This is a genomic window from Xanthomonas prunicola (genome assembly GCF_002846205.1).
Classification (GTDB): Bacteria; Pseudomonadota; Gammaproteobacteria; order Xanthomonadales; family Xanthomonadaceae; genus Xanthomonas; species Xanthomonas prunicola.
Window position 1 is genome coordinate 859,993 of record NZ_PHKV01000001.1, and the last position, 15,779, is coordinate 875,771.

12 protein-coding genes and 1 other RNA gene are annotated in these 15,779 nt (G+C 65.7%); 1 reads left to right on the forward strand and 12 read right to left on the reverse strand.

Annotated elements, in window-relative coordinates; genetic code table 11:
- The first annotated feature begins 248 nt into the window (after positions 1–248).
- Entirely contained in the window at positions 249–899 is a 651-nt protein-coding gene (locus XpruCFBP8353_RS03795) for a hypothetical protein (protein WP_101361972.1), read from the forward strand.
- A gap of 141 nt (positions 900–1,040) precedes the next feature.
- Here the strand turns inward: XpruCFBP8353_RS03795 and XpruCFBP8353_RS03800 are convergent.
- From XpruCFBP8353_RS03800 to kdgD, 12 genes are all read right to left on the reverse strand, one after another.
- A non-coding RNA gene (locus XpruCFBP8353_RS03800) (sX9 sRNA) lies at positions 1,041–1,116 on the reverse strand.
- A gap of 148 nt (positions 1,117–1,264) precedes the next feature.
- On the reverse strand, positions 1,265–2,554 hold the full coding sequence (locus tag XpruCFBP8353_RS03805; protein ID WP_010377097.1) for a citrate synthase: 1,290 nt from the start codon (positions 2,552–2,554) through the stop codon (positions 1,265–1,267).
- A 229-nt stretch (positions 2,555–2,783) separates the two neighbouring features.
- The gene (locus tag XpruCFBP8353_RS03810) at positions 2,784–3,026 is read right to left on the reverse strand and encodes a type B 50S ribosomal protein L31 (protein WP_101361973.1); all 243 of its coding nucleotides are present in this window, start codon (positions 3,024–3,026) and stop codon (positions 2,784–2,786) included.
- 71 nt (positions 3,027–3,097) lie between these two features.
- The gene (locus tag XpruCFBP8353_RS03815) at positions 3,098–4,036 is read right to left on the reverse strand and encodes a nucleoside hydrolase (protein ID WP_101361974.1); all 939 of its coding nucleotides are present in this window, start codon (positions 4,034–4,036) and stop codon (positions 3,098–3,100) included.
- 139 nt (positions 4,037–4,175) lie between these two features.
- Complete coding sequence (gene recG / locus XpruCFBP8353_RS03820) at positions 4,176–6,329, reverse strand: ATP-dependent DNA helicase RecG (RefSeq protein ID WP_101361975.1); 2,154 nt, start codon at positions 6,327–6,329, stop codon at positions 4,176–4,178.
- A gap of 25 nt (positions 6,330–6,354) precedes the next feature.
- Entirely contained in the window at positions 6,355–6,735 is a 381-nt protein-coding gene (locus tag XpruCFBP8353_RS03825) for a RidA family protein (protein WP_007967636.1), read from the reverse strand.
- Positions 6,736–7,343: 608 nt separating this feature from the next.
- Positions 7,344–8,885 (reverse strand): galactarate dehydratase, encoded by a 1,542-nt coding sequence (gene garD, locus XpruCFBP8353_RS03830; RefSeq protein ID WP_101361976.1) that lies wholly within the window; start codon positions 8,883–8,885, stop codon positions 7,344–7,346.
- 35 nt (positions 8,886–8,920) lie between these two features.
- The gene (locus XpruCFBP8353_RS03835; RefSeq protein WP_101361977.1) at positions 8,921–10,192 is read right to left on the reverse strand and encodes an OprD family porin; all 1,272 of its coding nucleotides are present in this window, start codon (positions 10,190–10,192) and stop codon (positions 8,921–8,923) included.
- Positions 10,193–10,268: 76 nt separating this feature from the next.
- Positions 10,269–11,624, reverse strand: a complete 1,356-nt coding sequence (gudD, locus tag XpruCFBP8353_RS03840; protein WP_101361978.1) for a glucarate dehydratase — start codon at positions 11,622–11,624, stop codon at positions 10,269–10,271.
- A gap of 19 nt (positions 11,625–11,643) precedes the next feature.
- The gene (locus XpruCFBP8353_RS03845; protein WP_101361979.1) at positions 11,644–13,023 is read right to left on the reverse strand and encodes an MFS transporter; all 1,380 of its coding nucleotides are present in this window, start codon (positions 13,021–13,023) and stop codon (positions 11,644–11,646) included.
- A gap of 116 nt (positions 13,024–13,139) precedes the next feature.
- Positions 13,140–14,720: an aldehyde dehydrogenase (NADP(+)) gene (locus XpruCFBP8353_RS03850; protein WP_101361980.1), complete on the reverse strand. Its 1,581-nt coding sequence runs from the start codon at positions 14,718–14,720 to the stop codon at positions 13,140–13,142.
- Positions 14,720–15,637 (reverse strand): 5-dehydro-4-deoxyglucarate dehydratase, encoded by a 918-nt coding sequence (gene kdgD, locus XpruCFBP8353_RS03855; protein WP_101361981.1) that lies wholly within the window; start codon positions 15,635–15,637, stop codon positions 14,720–14,722. Before kdgD ends, XpruCFBP8353_RS03850 begins: the two co-directional genes overlap by 1 nt.
- Between the last annotated feature and the right edge of the window lie 142 nt (positions 15,638–15,779).

A 15,779-nucleotide genomic window follows, 5' to 3' on the forward strand; every position in this document is an offset into this window, starting at 1 on the left:
TGCCATTGCCAATGTTGTGGATGGCGGGCCGAACTGGAGAGCCGGCTGCATGTCTGCCGATATGGGGTGCAGCCGCCGCATTCCCGGCATTGGTCGTGCAGGCCCACTGCACGTCGCTAGCGCGCGCACCCTGGAGCATTGCCCGCTGACCGCTACGCGATCGCATCATTGCAATGGCATGACGCATTCGCCATGTCTTCATGCAGCTGTTGTAGAGTCCAGATCAGGTTCATTAGGGGAGCCCGGTCATGCATCACGCACGCGCGCACGCCGATACACGAACCCGGGAACGTCGCCACCGTTTGGCGCACGAAGCCGCACGCTTGATGGCTGAAGGCGGCATCCGCGATTTCCATCAAGCCAAGCTCAAGGCCGCCAGCCGGCTCGGCATTCACGACGACGCCTCACTGCCGCGCAATCGCGAGATCGAAGATGCGTTGCGCCAATACCAGCGCTTGTTCGCCGGACCGGCCCACGGCGCGCGCCTGCGCCAACGCCGCGAAGCCGCGCTGCGGGCGCTGGAGTTTCTCAGCGCCTTCCAGCCGCGACTGACCGGCTCGGTGCTGGACGGTACCGCCGATGCCAACGCGCCGGTGCACTTACAGCTGCACAGCGACGATGCCGATGCGGTGCAGCGGTTTCTGGAAGAACACCGCATTCCGGCCGAATCGCGTACACGCCGGTTGCGCCTGGATCGCGAGCGCAACGGCGAGTTTCCGGTGTGGCTGTTCAGCGCCGAGGATCTCACCTTCGATCTGACCGTGCTGCCCTACGACGCGTTGCGCCAGGCGCCGCTGTCGCAGCTGGACGAGAAGCCGATGCCGCGCGCATCGGCGGCGCAGGTGCGACAGTTGCTGACCGACGACGACAGCCCGGACGGCTCGCCACTGCTGCGCTGAGTGGCGATCATTGCGGCGCCTCCAAAGATTGCTGGCCGGCGCCGCAATGCCTCTCCAGATCATTCGTTTGATCTGAGCGCAAGCGCGACGGCGCCATGCCTTCGCGCTGAGACAGCCGCGGCCGCATCGCGCTTACAGCGGGGCTAATGGAACCTAGCGAGCAGTCGTGAGGTGGGCGTGGACGGCGCACAGGCAACCGTAGTATCGACCGGCACATGCCGATTCGAGCACCGGCCACGCCAGCCTGGCGGCTGCGCAACAGCTTTGTGGGCCGCTCTTCGCTTGCAGATCGCCTGTTCTCAGTCACCCCAAATGCAAACGCCCCGCACTGCGGGGCGTTCGTTCAAGCATCTGCCAGCTGGCGCTTAGCGCTGTCCGGCGTCTTTGTAATCGCGCTTGTCGTAGCCGGTGTAGATCTGACGCGGACGGCCGATCTTCATTTCCGGGTCGACCTGCTGTTCCAGCCAATGCGACACCCAGCCTGCGGTGCGCGCGATGGCAAACATCACGGTGAACATTTCCACCGGGATATTCAGCGCCTTGTAGATCAGGCCCGAATAGAAGTCGACGTTCGGGTACAGCTTACGCTGCACGAAGTAGTCGTCCTTCAACGCGGCTTCTTCCAGCTTCAGCGCAACTTCCAGCAACGGGTCGTTGACGCCCAGCTCGCCCAGCACCTTGTGGGTCATCTCGCGGATGATCTTGGCGCGCGGGTCGAAGTTCTTGTAGACGCGGTGACCGAAGCCCATCAGGCGGAACGAGGAGTTCTTGTCCTTGGCCTTGGCCACGGCCGACTCGACGTTGTCGGCGGTACCGATCTCTTCCAGCATCTTCAGTACGGCTTCGTTGGCGCCGCCATGTGCCGGGCCCCACAGCGCGGTGATACCGGCAGCGACCGACGCATACGGGTTGGCACCGGTCGAACCGACCAGACGCACGGTCGAGGTCGAGGCGTTCTGCTCGTGATCGGCGTGCAGGATGAACAGCAGATCCAGTGCCTTGGCGACAACCGGGTTGATCTCCAGCGGCTCGCTCGGCACTTCGAACATCATGTGCAGGAAGCGATCGACGTAGTTCAGGTTGTTGCGCGGGTAGCGGATCGGCCAGCCGATCGAATAGCGGTACGCGGCAGCAGCCAGGGTCGGCACCTTGGCGATCAGACGGATGGCGGCCTGGCGGCGCTGTTCCGGATCGTTGAGGTCCAGGGTGTCGTGGTAGAACGCCGACAGCGAGGCGACCGAACCGGCCAGCATGGCCATCGGGTGCGCGTCGTGACGGAAACCACCGAGGAAGTTCTTCAGCGACTCGTGCATCATCGTGTGATGCGTCACTTCGTGGTCGAACTTCTTGAATTCGTCTGCGGTCGGCAGTTCGCCGTTCATCAGCAGGTACGAGACCTCGAGGAAGCTGGACTTTTCGGCCAATTGTTCGATCGGGTAGCCGCGATACAGCAACACGCCATTGTCGCCATCGATGTAGGTGATGGCCGACTTGCAGCTGGCGGTGGCGGTGAAGCCCGAGTCGTAAGTGAACAGACCGGTTTCTTTGGTCAGCTTTGAGATATCGACGCAATCATTGCCAAGCGTGGGCTTGAGAACCGGCAGAACGACCGACTTGTCGCCGGCGTTGAGCGTGACCTGATCAAGATCGGACACTGTGTACGCTCCTTCAGTGGAAGGCGCCTGATCCCACATGGGCAGGCACGTGATGGAAGTCCAAGGCATCGCCTCGGATCACACCATTATCGCACAGCAGCATTTTGGCCGTCGCTTGGACAGAAGTCGTAGATGTGTAACACAGGGGCCTATAGGTGAAGCATCTGGCGCCCAAAAAACAACGGCCGCGCAATGCGCGGCCGTTGTCGGTACAGCCCGTCCTGCGAGTTCAGCGCGCGTAGCGCTTCTGGAACTTGTCGATACGGCCGCCGGTGTCGATCACCTTGTGCTTGCCGGTGTAGTGCGGGTGCGAGGCGGATGAGATTTCCACCTTGATGACCGGATACTCCTGGCCATCTTCCCACTTCACGGTCTCTTTCGAGCTCATCGTGGAACGGGTCAGGATCTTGAAATCGGACGTCACGTCGTGAAAGACGACGTCTTTGTAGTTGGGATGCACGTTATCTTTCATGGACTTGGCGCCGAGCTGCCTGGATAAGCCGGGTATTATAGCTCCGCCAGGACAGCCGGCGCAAGATCGCCTCAGTGCGCCGCCAAGGCCGCCCCAACCAGGCCGTAAAACTGCTGGATGTCATAGGCCAGCAGCAAGTTGGCGTTGTCGGGCGCCCCGCCCTGCCGGTTCCAGTCCACCAGGGTCATGCCGCGGGTATGCGTGCCGGACAGTTCGATGTGTACCGGGCGCTGTTCCAGCCGCTGGGCGCCTTCCGGGTGCAGGGCAAACGCCATCGCCAGCGCGTCGGCGGCATACCAGTACTCACCGCGGCTGTCTTCGGACCACAGACGGGTCTTGCGCGAGATTTCTGCGTAGAACCGGGCGCGGGCGGAATCGGCAGCCAGCCACTGTTCCACGTCCCGGTGCAGCAGACCGTGCGCAATGGTGGCTTCCCAATCGGCGACGTCGAACTGCGGAAATCCGCGGAACACGATATGCGCCGCTTCCGGGTCGAAGCCGATGTTGAATTCGGCCGCGGCGGTGATATTGCCGTGCCCGGTCAACGCGCCGCCCATCACCACCAGCCGACCGACGCGCTGCAGCAGGGTCGGATCCAGGGTCAGTGCAAGGGCGAGATTGGTCAGCGGACCAAGCGCAACCAGCAGCAGCTTGCCGGCATGTTCGTGCGACAGCCGCAGAATGGCCAGCGCGGCATGTTCGGCCTCGGCAGCGCGCTTGGCCGGTGCCAGACCGACATCGCCGAAGCCGTCGAGGCCATGCACGTGCGCCGCGTCCACCGACGGGTGCAACAGCGGCTGCGGGCAGCCGGCGTACACCGGTACATCCGCGCGGCCGGCGATCTCGCAGACCTTCAGGGCATTGCGCACGGTGTGCTCCAGGCCCACGTTACCGGCAGCGATGGTCAGGCCGACCACCTCATGGCGGGCATCGTTGAAGGCCATCAGCAGCGCCAGCGCGTCATCCACGCCCGGGTCGGTGTCGATCAGCAGCGGTATCTTGTCAGTCATGAGATTCGGGAGTGGGCATTCGGGATTCGTTGCAGCATCTTCGCAAGGATCGGACGGTCACGCGAACATCTAGGATGCACAGGACGCAGCGGCCTTTGCTTTTACGATTCCCTAATCCCTAATCCCGATTCCCGGTCGCTCAAGCGGCCGCATACCGCACCGCGCCGCCGATCCAACGCGCGACGACGCGGTCAGCAATCTCCGGCGCTTCATCCAGCAGCCGCTCGGCCAGCACCTGCACGCGCGGCAGCAGCCCGGCGTCACGGGCCAAATCGGCAATGCGGAAACTGGCAAGACCGGTTTGCCGGGTGCCCAACAGTTCGCCGGGGCCACGCAATTCCAGATCCTTTTCCGCGATCACGAAGCCATCGTTGGTCTGGCGCATGGTTTCCAGGCGTTGTCGCGCCATCATCGACAGCGGGGCCTGATATAGCAGCACGCAACTGGACGCCGCGGCGCCGCGACCGACCCGGCCACGCAACTGGTGCAACTGCGCCAGACCCAGGCGCTCTGCGTTTTCGATGATCATCAGCGAGGCGTTGGGCACGTCCACGCCGACTTCGATCACGGTGGTGGCGACCAGCAGATCGCTGCGGCCTTGCTTGAAATCCAGCATGGCCTTCTGCTTTTCGGCTGGTTTCATGCGGCCATGCACTAGCGCCACACGCACGCCCGGCAATTGCGCAGACAAGGCTTCGAAGGTGACTTCGGCCGCTTGCGCCTCGATGCGTGGCGGACCGCTTTGCTGACCTTGCGCGCCCTTCTCGGGCTCTTCGCTTTCTTCGATCAGCGTGCACACCCAATACGCCTGACGCCCTTCCGCGCAAGCGGCGCGGATACGCTCGACCAACTCGGGGCGGCGCTCTGCGCTCAATACGATCGTCTGCACTGGCGTGCGACCGGGTGGCAGTTCGTCGATGGCCGAGACATCCAGATCCGCGTACGTCGACATCGCCAACGTGCGCGGGATGGGCGTCGCCGTCATCACCAACTGGTGCGGCACGCTGCCGGCCCCAGCGCCCTTGTCGCGCAAGGCAAGCCGTTGATGCACACCGAAGCGGTGTTGCTCATCGATGATGGCCAAGGCCAGATCGTGGAAGACCACCGCCTCCTGCATCAACGCATGCGTGCCGACTACCACCTGGGCCTGGCCGGAGGCGACCTCGGCCATCGCCGCGGCGCGTGCCTTGCCGGTGACCTTGCCGGCCAGCCAGACGATGCGGATGCCCAAGGGCTCCAGCCAGCCGCGCAGATTGGTGAGGTGCTGCTCGGCCAGCAATTCGGTGGGCGCGGCCAGGGCGACCTGCTTGCCCTGCTCCACCGCCAGCATCGCCGCCAGGGCCGCGACCACGGTCTTGCCGCTACCGACATCGCCTTGCACCAGCCGCAGCATCGGCGAGGGCTGCGCCAGGTCGTGCGCGATCTGTTCGAACACCCGCTGCTGCGCGCCGGTAAGCTGAAACGGCAGGGCGCTGCGCAATTGCTGCACCAACGTGCCGTTGCCGGGCAGGCTGGGCGCTTGGAAGCGCTGCAATGCGATGCGTTGCCGGCGCAGGCTGAGTTGATGCGCCAGCAGCTCTTCGATCGCCAGGCGCTGCTGGGCCGGATGTCCTCCGGCAAGCAGTTGCTGCGGATCGGTACCGACTGGCGGGCGATGCATGGTCAGCAATGCCGCGCGCAACGATGGCAGTTGCTCGTCCTGCAGCCAATGCGGCGGCAGCAATTCCAGCGCGGCGTCGGGTGGTAGACGTTCCAGCGCCTGGCCGATGAGCTTGCGCAAGGTCGCCGGGCCGACGCCTTCGAGTACCGGATAGACCGGATCCAGGCTGTCGCCCAACCCGGCGTCTTCATCCGGCGCGAGCACACGGTAACTGGGGTGCACGATCTCCCAGCCATGCTGGCCGGGCTTGGGTGTGCCGAACACGCGCACACGCGTGCCGACGGCGAACTGCGCCACCTGCGCGGCGCGAAAATGAAAGAAGCGCAGCACCAGGGTGCCTTGCGACACGTCCGACACTGCCACGCGCAGCACCGGTCGAAAGCGAAAGCCGCGCTCTACCGCCTCTACGCGCCCTTCGATCTGCGCCGGCACGCCGCTTTGCAGCTGCGCGATGGTGGTCAAACGCGTGCGGTCTTCGTAACGCAGCGGCAGGTGCAGCCACAGGTCCTGCACGCTCAGGATGCCGCGCGCGGCGAACTTGTCGGCCACTTTCGGGCCGACCCCGGGCAGGCTGGACAGCGGGGCCTGACCGGCGACGGCCAGGGTCGGCGTGGCGACACGCGCGCGTGGCACGGCGGGGCGGATCAGTCGCGCTGGATCACTCGAGCACCATCACCGCATCGACTTCGAAACCGGCGCCCTTCGGCAGGCCGGAGACTTCGATGGTGGAACGGGCCGGGAACGGGGCCTGGAAATACTCCTGCATGACCGCATTGACGGCGGCGAACTGACCCAGATCGGTCAGGTACAGGCCCAGACGCACGATCTTGTCGAGCGAGCCACCGGCGGCTTCGGCCACCGCCTTGAGGTTGTCGAAGGCGCGCCGCGCCTGCGCACCGATATCGCCCGGCACGATCTCGCCGGTGGCCGGATCCAGCGGGATCTGGCCGGAGAAATACACCGTGTTGCCGGCGCGCACTGCCTGCGAGTAAGGGCCGATGGCGGCAGGTGCCTGGTCGGTATGGATGATCTGGGACATGGCGACTCCGTCAACACTGAAAACGAACGCGCATTGTATCGGCGCCTGCCATGGACGGGCGAATGGGCGCGCGGGCGGTGACGGCGCGCAGGCGTTGGCCGCTGGCGTGGCGGCGTGTTGCCCGGTGGGCTGGGCATCTTGTAATGGGGTGGTGTCTGCTTGCTTTCGCCTGCGCGCGCGATGGCGCTGGTGAGGCTGTGCGTGTGCGCCGCTGGAGGCCGCGCGACGGAGCATGAGGCTGCGCACGTCCCCTCATCCGCCCCGACGGGGCACCTTCTCCCGAGGGGAGAAGGGAACGGCGCGCCCCTCTTCTGCTAGAACGCTGGCCCCTTTGCTGCAGGAGAGGGCTTGGGGTGAGGGTCCGGGCGAAGCCACGCCAGGTGCGTTGCGCTGTGGTGCGGCAGCGCTGCGGCGCCGCGATGCTCCCGGGGTGCGACCTGTGGCGCACGGTCGTCACGACGCGCGGGGGCAATCACGACACCGAGAGACGTGCAGCCCTGCATCGTTGCTACCGACTCAGAAACATCGCCCACCCCTGCGCGGCGGCGCAGCAGTCGCCCTGAGCGCTGCGCCACGTAGCGGCCCGCAACTGCGGAAAACCGGCAGGACTAGGTAATCGGCGCCGGATTGAACAAGGCCAGATCGTTGTGCAGGCGGTGCTGCTCGGTCCAGGTGCGCTGGCCGCTGGCCACGTCAAGATAGCGCCGGAACAACTCCCAGCCCAATTGCTCCAGCGTCTTGGCGCCGGTCGCCACGCCGCCGGCATCGATGTCCATCAGGTCCGACCAGCGCTGCGCCAATTCGCTGCGGGTGGCCACCTTGATCACCGGCACCATGCCCAGGCCGTAGGGCGTTCCGCGCCCGGTGGTGAACACGTGCAGGTTCATGCCCGCCGCAACCTGCAAGGTGCCGCAGACGAAATCGCTGGCCGGGGTGGCGCAATACTGCAGCCCGCGCCCCTTGACCCGCTCGCCGGGCGGCACCACGCCGTTGATCGCCGAGGAGCCGGACTTGGCGATCGAGCCCATCGCCTTCTCCACGATGTTGGCCAGCCCGCCCTTCTTGTTGCCCGGGGTGGTGTTGGCGCTGCGGTCGGCCTGGCCGCGCGCCAGGTAGGCGTCGTACCAGGCCATTTCGCGTACCAGCGCCCTGGCGACATCGGCATTGGCCGCGCGCGGCACCAGCAGATGGATGCCATCGCGCACTTCGGTGTTTTCCGAAAACATCACCGTGGCACCGGCGCGTACCAGCAGGTCGGCCGCCACGCCCAGACCCGGGTTGGCGGTCACGCCGGAAAACGCATCGCTGCCGCCGCATTGCATGCCTACCACCAGTTCGCTGGCCGGCACGGTTTCGCGCCGACGCAGGTCCAGATGGCGCAGGCGTTCTTCGGCCATGGCCATGATCGAACCGACCATGTCGGCAAAGCCCAGGCTGGCTTCCTGCAGGCGGTAGACGCCGCTGTCGTCGGCACTGGCATCGTCCGGCAGCAGGCGCTCGGGCGCGAGTTTCTCGCAGCCCAGGCCCACGATCAGCGCCTGCCCGCCGAAGTTGGGGCTGCGCGCGATATTGCGCAGCGTGCGGATGGGGATGACGGCCTCCGGCGCGGTGATCGCCACGCCGCAACCGTAGACGTGATTGATCGCCACCACATCGTCGACATTGGGATACTTGGGCAGCAGTTCGGTGCGGATGCGCTCCACCGCGTGGCCGAGCACGCCCACCACGCACTGCACGCTGGTCATGATGCCCAGGATGTTGCGCGTGCCGACACTGCCATCCCGGTTGCGATAGCCCTGGAAGGTGTAGCCATCCAAGGGCGCGGCTGCGGGCGCCGGCTGCAGCGACAGATCCAGCGCGGCCAGATCGGGCGCTTCGGGCATCGCCAGCAATTGCTCGCTCACCCAGGCCCCGCGTGCGATGTCGGCATTGGCGGTGCCGATCACCGCGCCCAGGCGGATCACCGGCGCGCCGGCGGCCAGGTCGCGTAGCGCCATCTTGTGGCCCTGCGGAATGTGTTCGATGGCGGTGAGCCCATCCGGAAAGGTGGCACCGGCCGGCGCGCCGTCATCGTTGACGACAATGGCGACGTTGTCGCGCGCATGGGCGCGAATGCTGAGCCAACGGGTGGGTTGCTGGGTTGCGGACATCGTGGGGCTACCTTGCAGGCGTGGGGTGGAGTGCATTACCGGTCGGGGCTGTCGAACTGACGGCGGTACTGCAGGATCAGGCGGTTTTCATCGACATTGCGCTGGTAATTGGAGCGGAAGGTGCCGTTGAACCAGATGACGCTCAAGTGCTTGAAGCGCTCGCTCTGGAATTGATAGGTGGTCAAGACATCGCGGGCCCACTCGCGGCCTTGGCCGGCATCGGTGGCCGGCTGCGCATGGTCGCCATTGATGTAGCGCGCCATGACGCTGAGACCGGGGATGCCGATGCTCTCGCCATCGATGCTGTAACGCAGCTGCCAGCTGCGCTCGCCGCGTTCGAGAAAGTCGTTGATGAAGGTCCAGTTGAAGACATTGCCGTCGGTGCCGCCCGGCCAGGGCATGGCGCTGGGGCCGGACAGGCGTTGATAGCCGGCGCCGAATTCGTGCCCGCCCGTGCGCCAGGACAGCATGCTGCTGAACATGCGGTTGTCGATCGGCCCGGCACGCGACTGGCCGATGTCATCGGTACGGAAATACCGCAGATCCACACGCAGCTGGTCCTTGCCGAAGGTGTGCGTCTGGATCAGGTTGTAGAGCTGCTGCCGGTAGATGTCTTCCATCACCGCGCCCTGATAGCGCAGTTGCGTGCCGGGCACGACGCTGTAGGTTGCCGAGAGCAGATTCAACGCAGCCGAATCCGGCGTGCCTAGAAAACGGCGATTCTTGTTGGTCAAGGTGATGGGGACGCGCGAATCGCCATCGCGATACCAGGCGCTGGTGAAGCGCGCGAGCAGCAGATCGAGCTTGGGCACGTCCTTGGATTCCAGCGTCACGCCCTGGAATGTTTCCGGCATGATGCGGGTGATGCTGGCGCGCACCAGCGGCTCGTTGGGAATGAAGCTGCCCCACTTCACTTCGGTTTGCGAGGCGCGCACTTTGAGCGTGGGTGCCACCCGCAGCAGCGCATGTTGCGCAGTACCGTCGTCGTTGCTGGGCAGCAGGCCGGTGCCGCCTTCGGCGCGCACGCCATCGAGCTTGAAATCGCCGATACCCAGCAGATCCAGGCCCGCGCCGACCGGCCCGCGGGTATAGCCGCTACGGGCATCGACCACGAACCCCTGCGCCCACTCGGCACGCTTGCCCTGCCCGTCGCCGCTGCGGAAATCGCGGTTGTAATAGAAGTTGAGTGCGGTGACTTCGGCCGTTGCGCCATTCCAGAACCCCTCATCGGGTTGTTGCGCACGCGCACGCCCGGCCGCGCCGACCGCCAGCAGCGCAGCGCCGCTGATCGCCATCATGCTTTTCATTGCTCGGTTCTCCACCTGCGGTGAACTGGCGGCCATGCGCTGCTGCCGGCGCGCCGGCGGCAGGCATCGGGGCGCTTCAGCGCACCAGACAGGGCCGCTTGTTGTCGAAGGTCCAGTTGGGGATCAGCGCCTGCATGGCGGCGGCATCGTCGCGCGCGCCCAGGCTCAGGCTTTGATAGGTGCGATGCGCGGCCTCCAGCGCGTCCATGTCCAGCTCCACACCCAGGCCCGGCTTTGCCGGCACCTGGATCTGGCCGCCGACGATCTGCAATGGGTCGTGGGTCAGGCGTTGGCCGTCCTGCCAGATCCAGTGCGTATCGATCGCGGTCACCCGCCCAGGCGCTGCGGCCGCGACATGGGTGAACATCGCCAGCGAAATATCGAAATGGTTGTTGGAATGCGAGCCCCAGGTCAGGCCCCAGTCGCGGCACAGTTGCGCCACGCGTACCGAGCCCTGCAACGTCCAGAAATGCGGGTCGGCCAGCGGGATATCCACCGACTGCAACTGGATGGCGTGGCCCATCTGCCGCCAGTCGGTGGCGATCATGTTGGTGGCGGTCGGCAAGCCGGTGGCGCGACGGAATTCGGCCATGATCTCGCGCCCGGAATACCCATCCTGCGCACCGCACGGATCTTCGGCATAGGCCATCACGCCGTGCATGTCGCGGCACAGGGCGATGGCCTGATCCAGCGACCAGGCGCCATTGGGGTCGAGGGTGATGCGCGCCTGCGGAAACCGCGCGTGCAACGCGACAACGGCGTCGATTTCGTCTTCGCCGCGCAGTACGCCGCCCTTGAGCTTGAAATCGCGGAAGCCGTATTTTTCGTAGGCCGCTTCGGCCAGGCGCACCACCGATGCCGGCGTCAAGGCTTCCTGGTCGCGCACCGCCTCCCAGTCATCGCGGGCACCGCTGCCGTCGCGATAGTCGAACGCAGTCTTGCGCCGGTCGCCGATGAAAAACAGATAGCCCAGCACATCCACAGCGCTGCGTTGCTGGCCTTCACCGAGCAAGGCGGCGACAGGTTGATCGAGGAATTGCCCGAGCAGATCCAGCAACGCCGCTTCGATGGCCGTCACCGCGTGGATGGTGATACGCAGATCGAAGGTCTGCAGGCCACGGCCGGCGCTGTCGCGGTCAGCGAAGACGGTGCGCACCTGATTGAGGATGCGCTGATACTCGGCGATGGAGCGGTCGCGAATGAGCGGCGCTGCTTCCTGCAGCAAGCCGGCGATGGCCGCGCCGCCAGGCACTTCGCCCACGCCGGTGCGTCCGGACGAATCGCGCAGCACCAGCACGTTGCGGGTGAAGTACGGCGCGTGTGCGCCACTGAGGTTGAGCAGCATGCTGTCCTGCCCGGCGACGGGCACCACGCGGATGTCGGTGATGCGCGGCGTGGCGCCGATGCTTGCAGGTGCGGTATGGATAGTCATCGAAAGTCTCCCAGGACGGTCACATCGGTGCGGGCACGGGCATGGATGGGCCGCTGGGCGGCGCCTTGAGTTCCACGCGCTTGATTTCGCCCACCACCACCAGATAGGACACCACCGCCAGCAAGGCATTGAGCCCGACGAAGACCAGCGCCCACTCGAAGGTGCCGGTGGTGGAGACGATGTAGCCGATGACGATCGGCGTGGTGATGCCGGCGATATTGCCGAAGGTATTGAACAGGCCACCGGACAGGCCGGCGATTTCCTTGGGCGAGGTGTCGGCCACCACCGCCCAGCCGAGTGCGCCGATGCCCTTGCCGAAGAAGGCCAGCGCCATCAGCCCGACCATCATCCATTCGGCCTGCACGTAGTTGCAGCCGATCATCGTCACCGACATCAACATGCCGACAACGATCGGCGTCTTGCGCGCGACGGTGAGCGAGTAGCCCCGCCGCACCATGCGGTCGGACACATAGCCACCCAGCACGCCACCGATGAAACCGCACACCGCCGGCAACGACGCCACCAAGCCCGCTTCCAGGATCGACATGCCGCGCTCCTTGACCAGGTACACCGGAAACCAGGTCAGGAAGAAATACGTCAGCGTGGTGATGCAGTACTGGCCGATGTACACGCCCAGCAACATGCGGTTGCACAACAACTGCTTGGCGTAATGCCATTGCGTGCCGTTGGGCTGGCGACCGGGCGTGTTGCCCTGCTCCATGTCCACCAGCGCGCCGTTGCGCTGGATGTAGTCCAGCTCCTGCGCGCTCAGGCGCGGATGTTCGCGCGGGGCATAGATGGTCTTGCGCCACACCAGCGCCAGCAACACGCCCGCCGCGCCCATCACCAGAAACACATGCTCCCAGCCCCAGGCGTGCACCAGCCAGCCCATCAACGGCGCGAACGCCACCGTGGCGAAGTACTGCGCGGAATTGAAGATCGACGCAGCCAGGCCGCGCTCGGCAGTGGGAAACCAGGCCGCCACGATGCGGCTATTGCCCGGGAACGACGGCGCTTCGGCAATGCCGACCAGAAAGCGCAGCACGAACAACGTGGTGACCGCCCAGGTCACCGGCACCCAGTCGATAAAGCCCTGCAGCGCGGTGAACAACGACCAGATCAGCAGCGACAGGCCGTACACGCGCCGCGAGCCAAAGCGATCGAGCAACCAGCCGCCGGGAATCTGCCCGGCCACATACGCCCAACCGAACGCAGAAAAAATGAAGCCCATCTGCAGCGCGTCGATGCCCAGCGCATCCTGGACCGCGGAACCGGCGATGGACAAGGTGGCGCGATCGGCATAGTTGATCGTGGTCACCACGAACAGCATCAGCAAGATCAGGTAGCGCCTGCGCGGAACCGTCGTTGAACCGACCGTTTTCGAATCGATAGCCATCATCGTTCCTCACCTATGACGATGGAAGCGCACTGCGCTTCGGTACTCCACGTTGCGCCTGCAGATGGCGTACCGGACCCTCCTCCGGCACGCCTCAGGCATCGTTGCTGCGGCAGCTGTCAGTCGTGTCCCAGCGCGCCATCGACGCGTCGCCATAGCCCGAGCGGGTTGTCGTGCGCGACGGCGGCAGGCAACAGCGCCGCCGGCAGATCCTGGTAGCAGACCGGGCGCAGGAAGCGATCGATCGCCAGCGTGCCGACCGAGGTGCTGCGGCTGTCGGAGGTGGCCGGGAACGGGCCGCCGTGCACCATCGCGTGGCAGACCTCCACACCGGTGGGCCAGTCGTTGACCAGGATGCGCCCGGCCTTGCGCTCCAGCACCGGCAGCAATGCGGCGGCCAGTTCGGTATCGCCCGCCTCCATGTGCAAGGTGGCGGTGAGCTGGCCTTCCAGGTGCTCGCTGAGCGCACGCAGCTGTGCGATGTCCCTGCAACGCACCAGCAGCGACGAGGCGCCGAAGACTTCGGCCTGCAGCGCTTCATCGGCCAGGAAGGCATCGGCGTCGGTGCCGAACAACGCCGCCGGGCAGCGCCCGGCGTCCGCCGCAGCGCCGCGTGCCAGCGTGCTGACCTGCGGGTGCGCGGCCAGACGCTGCACGCCTTGCGCGTAGGCCTGGCCAATGCCTGCGGTGAGCATCGCTACCGGCGACACGGCCTGCAGCGTTTGCGTTGCGGATGCGACAAATGCATCCAGCGCCGGCGCATCGATCGCCAGCAGCAAGCCGGGATTGGTGCAGAACTGCCCGCTGCCCAGGGTCAGCGAGCCGACGAACGCTTTGCCCAGATCCGATGCGCGCGTCTGCAGCGCCTGCGGCAACAGATACACCGGATTGATCGCGCTCATCTCCGCATACACCGGAATCGGCTCGCGGCGTGCGGCGGCAATCTTGACCAGCGCCATGCCGCCGGCACGCGAGCCGGTGAAACCCACCGCCTTGATGCGTGCGTCGGCGACCAGTCGTGCACCGATCTCGATGCCGGCGTCGAACAGCAGCGAGAACACGCCCTCGGGCAGGCCGCATTGCGCCACTGCCGCCTGGATCGCACGGCCCACCAATTCCGAAGTCCCCGGATGCGCGCTGTGCGCCTTGACCACCACCGGGCAGCCGGCCGCCAGTGCCGAGGCGGTATCGCCACCGGCCACCGAGAATGCCAGCGGGAAATTGCTGGCACCGAACACCGCCACCGGCCCCAGCGCGATATGCCGCTGCCGCAGGTCCGCACGCGGCAATGGCGTGCGTTGCGGCAGCGCCGGGTCGATCCGCGCCTGCAGCCAGCTTCCTTCGCGCACCACGTTGGCGAACAGGCGCAGTTGCCCCACCGTGCGCCCCCGCTCGCCCTCCAGGCGTGGACGCGACAGGCCGCTTTCGTGCATGGCGCGTTCGATCAAGGCATCGCCCAGCGCCAGGATCTGCTCGGCGATGGTTTCCAGGAAGACTGCGCGCGCGTCCAGCGGCGTTTCGCGATAACGATCGAACGCCGCCTGCGCCAACGCACAGGCCTGTTCCAGATCCTGTGCGCTCACCGAGCCGAATGCCGGCTGCAATGCCGCACCGCTGACCGCATCCACCGCATGAAATTCCGCCCCGGCGCCACGCACGTCGCGCTGCCCGATCAGCGATTGGCCCTTGATGCTGTGCATCAGCGGCGTCCTCCGATCAGTTGCTTGAGCTGGGCGAATTCGTCCTCGTTGAGGTCGGCCAGCGGCGTGCGGACCGGACCGGCCGAGCGGCCGACCGCGCGCATGCCGGCCTTGACGATCGACACCGCATAACCGGCGCGGCGATTGCGCAGCACGGTGTACGGCAACACGAAGTCATTGAGCTCGCGGTAGATGGTGACGTGGTCGCGCGCACGCACCGCTGCATAAAACGCCAGCGCCCACTCGGGCAGGAAATTGAAGATGGCCGACGAATACGTGGTCACGCCCATTTCCAGATACGGCAGCGCGAAGGTTTCGGCGGTGGGCAGTCCGCCCACGTACAGCAATCGGTCGCCCAGGCGTGCGTAGATGCGGGTCATGCGATCCACATCGCCGATGCCGTCCTTGTAGCCCACCAGGTTGGGGCAACGCTCGGCCACCCGCGCCAGCGTCACATCGTCGAGCTTGGCGTTGGCGCGGCCGTAGATGATCACGCCCAGCCTGGTCGCCTTGCAGACGCGCTGGACATGGTCGGCCACGCCATCGGCATCGCACTCGGTGAGGTACGGCGGAAACAGCAGGATGCCGTCGGCATCGTTGCGCTCGGCGGCCTGCGCCATCTCCATCGCGATCGCGGTGCCGTAACCGGCCGGTGCGATGACCGGCATGCGGCCGGCGGTCTGGGTCACCGCTGCTCGCACGGCGCGATTCACTTCATCCAGCGTCAGCGAAAACAGCTCGCCGGTACCGCCGGCGGCAAACAGCCCGGCGGCCGGGTGCGAGGACAGCCAGTCCAGATTGCGACGGTAGGCGGATTCGTCGAAGGCCAGGTCGGCATCGAAATGGGTCACCGGAAACGACAACAGCCCGGCGCCAAGCGCTTGGGCCATTTCGGACGGGGTGTATCTGCTGCTCATCGGACAAACGCTCCTGGGCGGGGGATGCGCTTGATCCTAGAAACGCAGATCGTTGCCGGTCCAAACCAAAGGACGTATTGTTTGATACACAAGTTGAATCAATCGCATCGTCAATCGATGTAGTGCGCTGCAAATGGCCGCT

Coding starts and splice junctions, on each gene's coding strand:
- XpruCFBP8353_RS03795 (WP_101361972.1), top strand. CDS start 249: ATGCATCACGCACGCGCGCACGCCGATACACGAACCCGGGAACGTCGC.
- XpruCFBP8353_RS03810 (WP_101361973.1), bottom strand. CDS start 3,026: ATGAAAGATAACGTGCATCCCAACTACAAAGACGTCGTCTTTCACGAC.
- XpruCFBP8353_RS03815 (WP_101361974.1), bottom strand. CDS start 4,036: ATGACTGACAAGATACCGCTGCTGATCGACACCGACCCGGGCGTGGAT.
- XpruCFBP8353_RS03825 (WP_007967636.1), bottom strand. CDS start 6,735: ATGTCCCAGATCATCCATACCGACCAGGCACCTGCCGCCATCGGCCCT.
- garD (WP_101361976.1), bottom strand. CDS start 8,885: ATGTCCGCAACCCAGCAACCCACCCGTTGGCTCAGCATTCGCGCCCAT.
- XpruCFBP8353_RS03835 (WP_101361977.1), bottom strand. CDS start 10,192: ATGAAAAGCATGATGGCGATCAGCGGCGCTGCGCTGCTGGCGGTCGGC.
- gudD (WP_101361978.1), bottom strand. CDS start 11,624: ATGACTATCCATACCGCACCTGCAAGCATCGGCGCCACGCCGCGCATC.
- XpruCFBP8353_RS03845 (WP_101361979.1), bottom strand. CDS start 13,023: ATGATGGCTATCGATTCGAAAACGGTCGGTTCAACGACGGTTCCGCGC.
- XpruCFBP8353_RS03850 (WP_101361980.1), bottom strand. CDS start 14,720: ATGCACAGCATCAAGGGCCAATCGCTGATCGGGCAGCGCGACGTGCGT.
- kdgD (WP_101361981.1), bottom strand. CDS start 15,637: ATGAGCAGCAGATACACCCCGTCCGAAATGGCCCAAGCGCTTGGCGCC.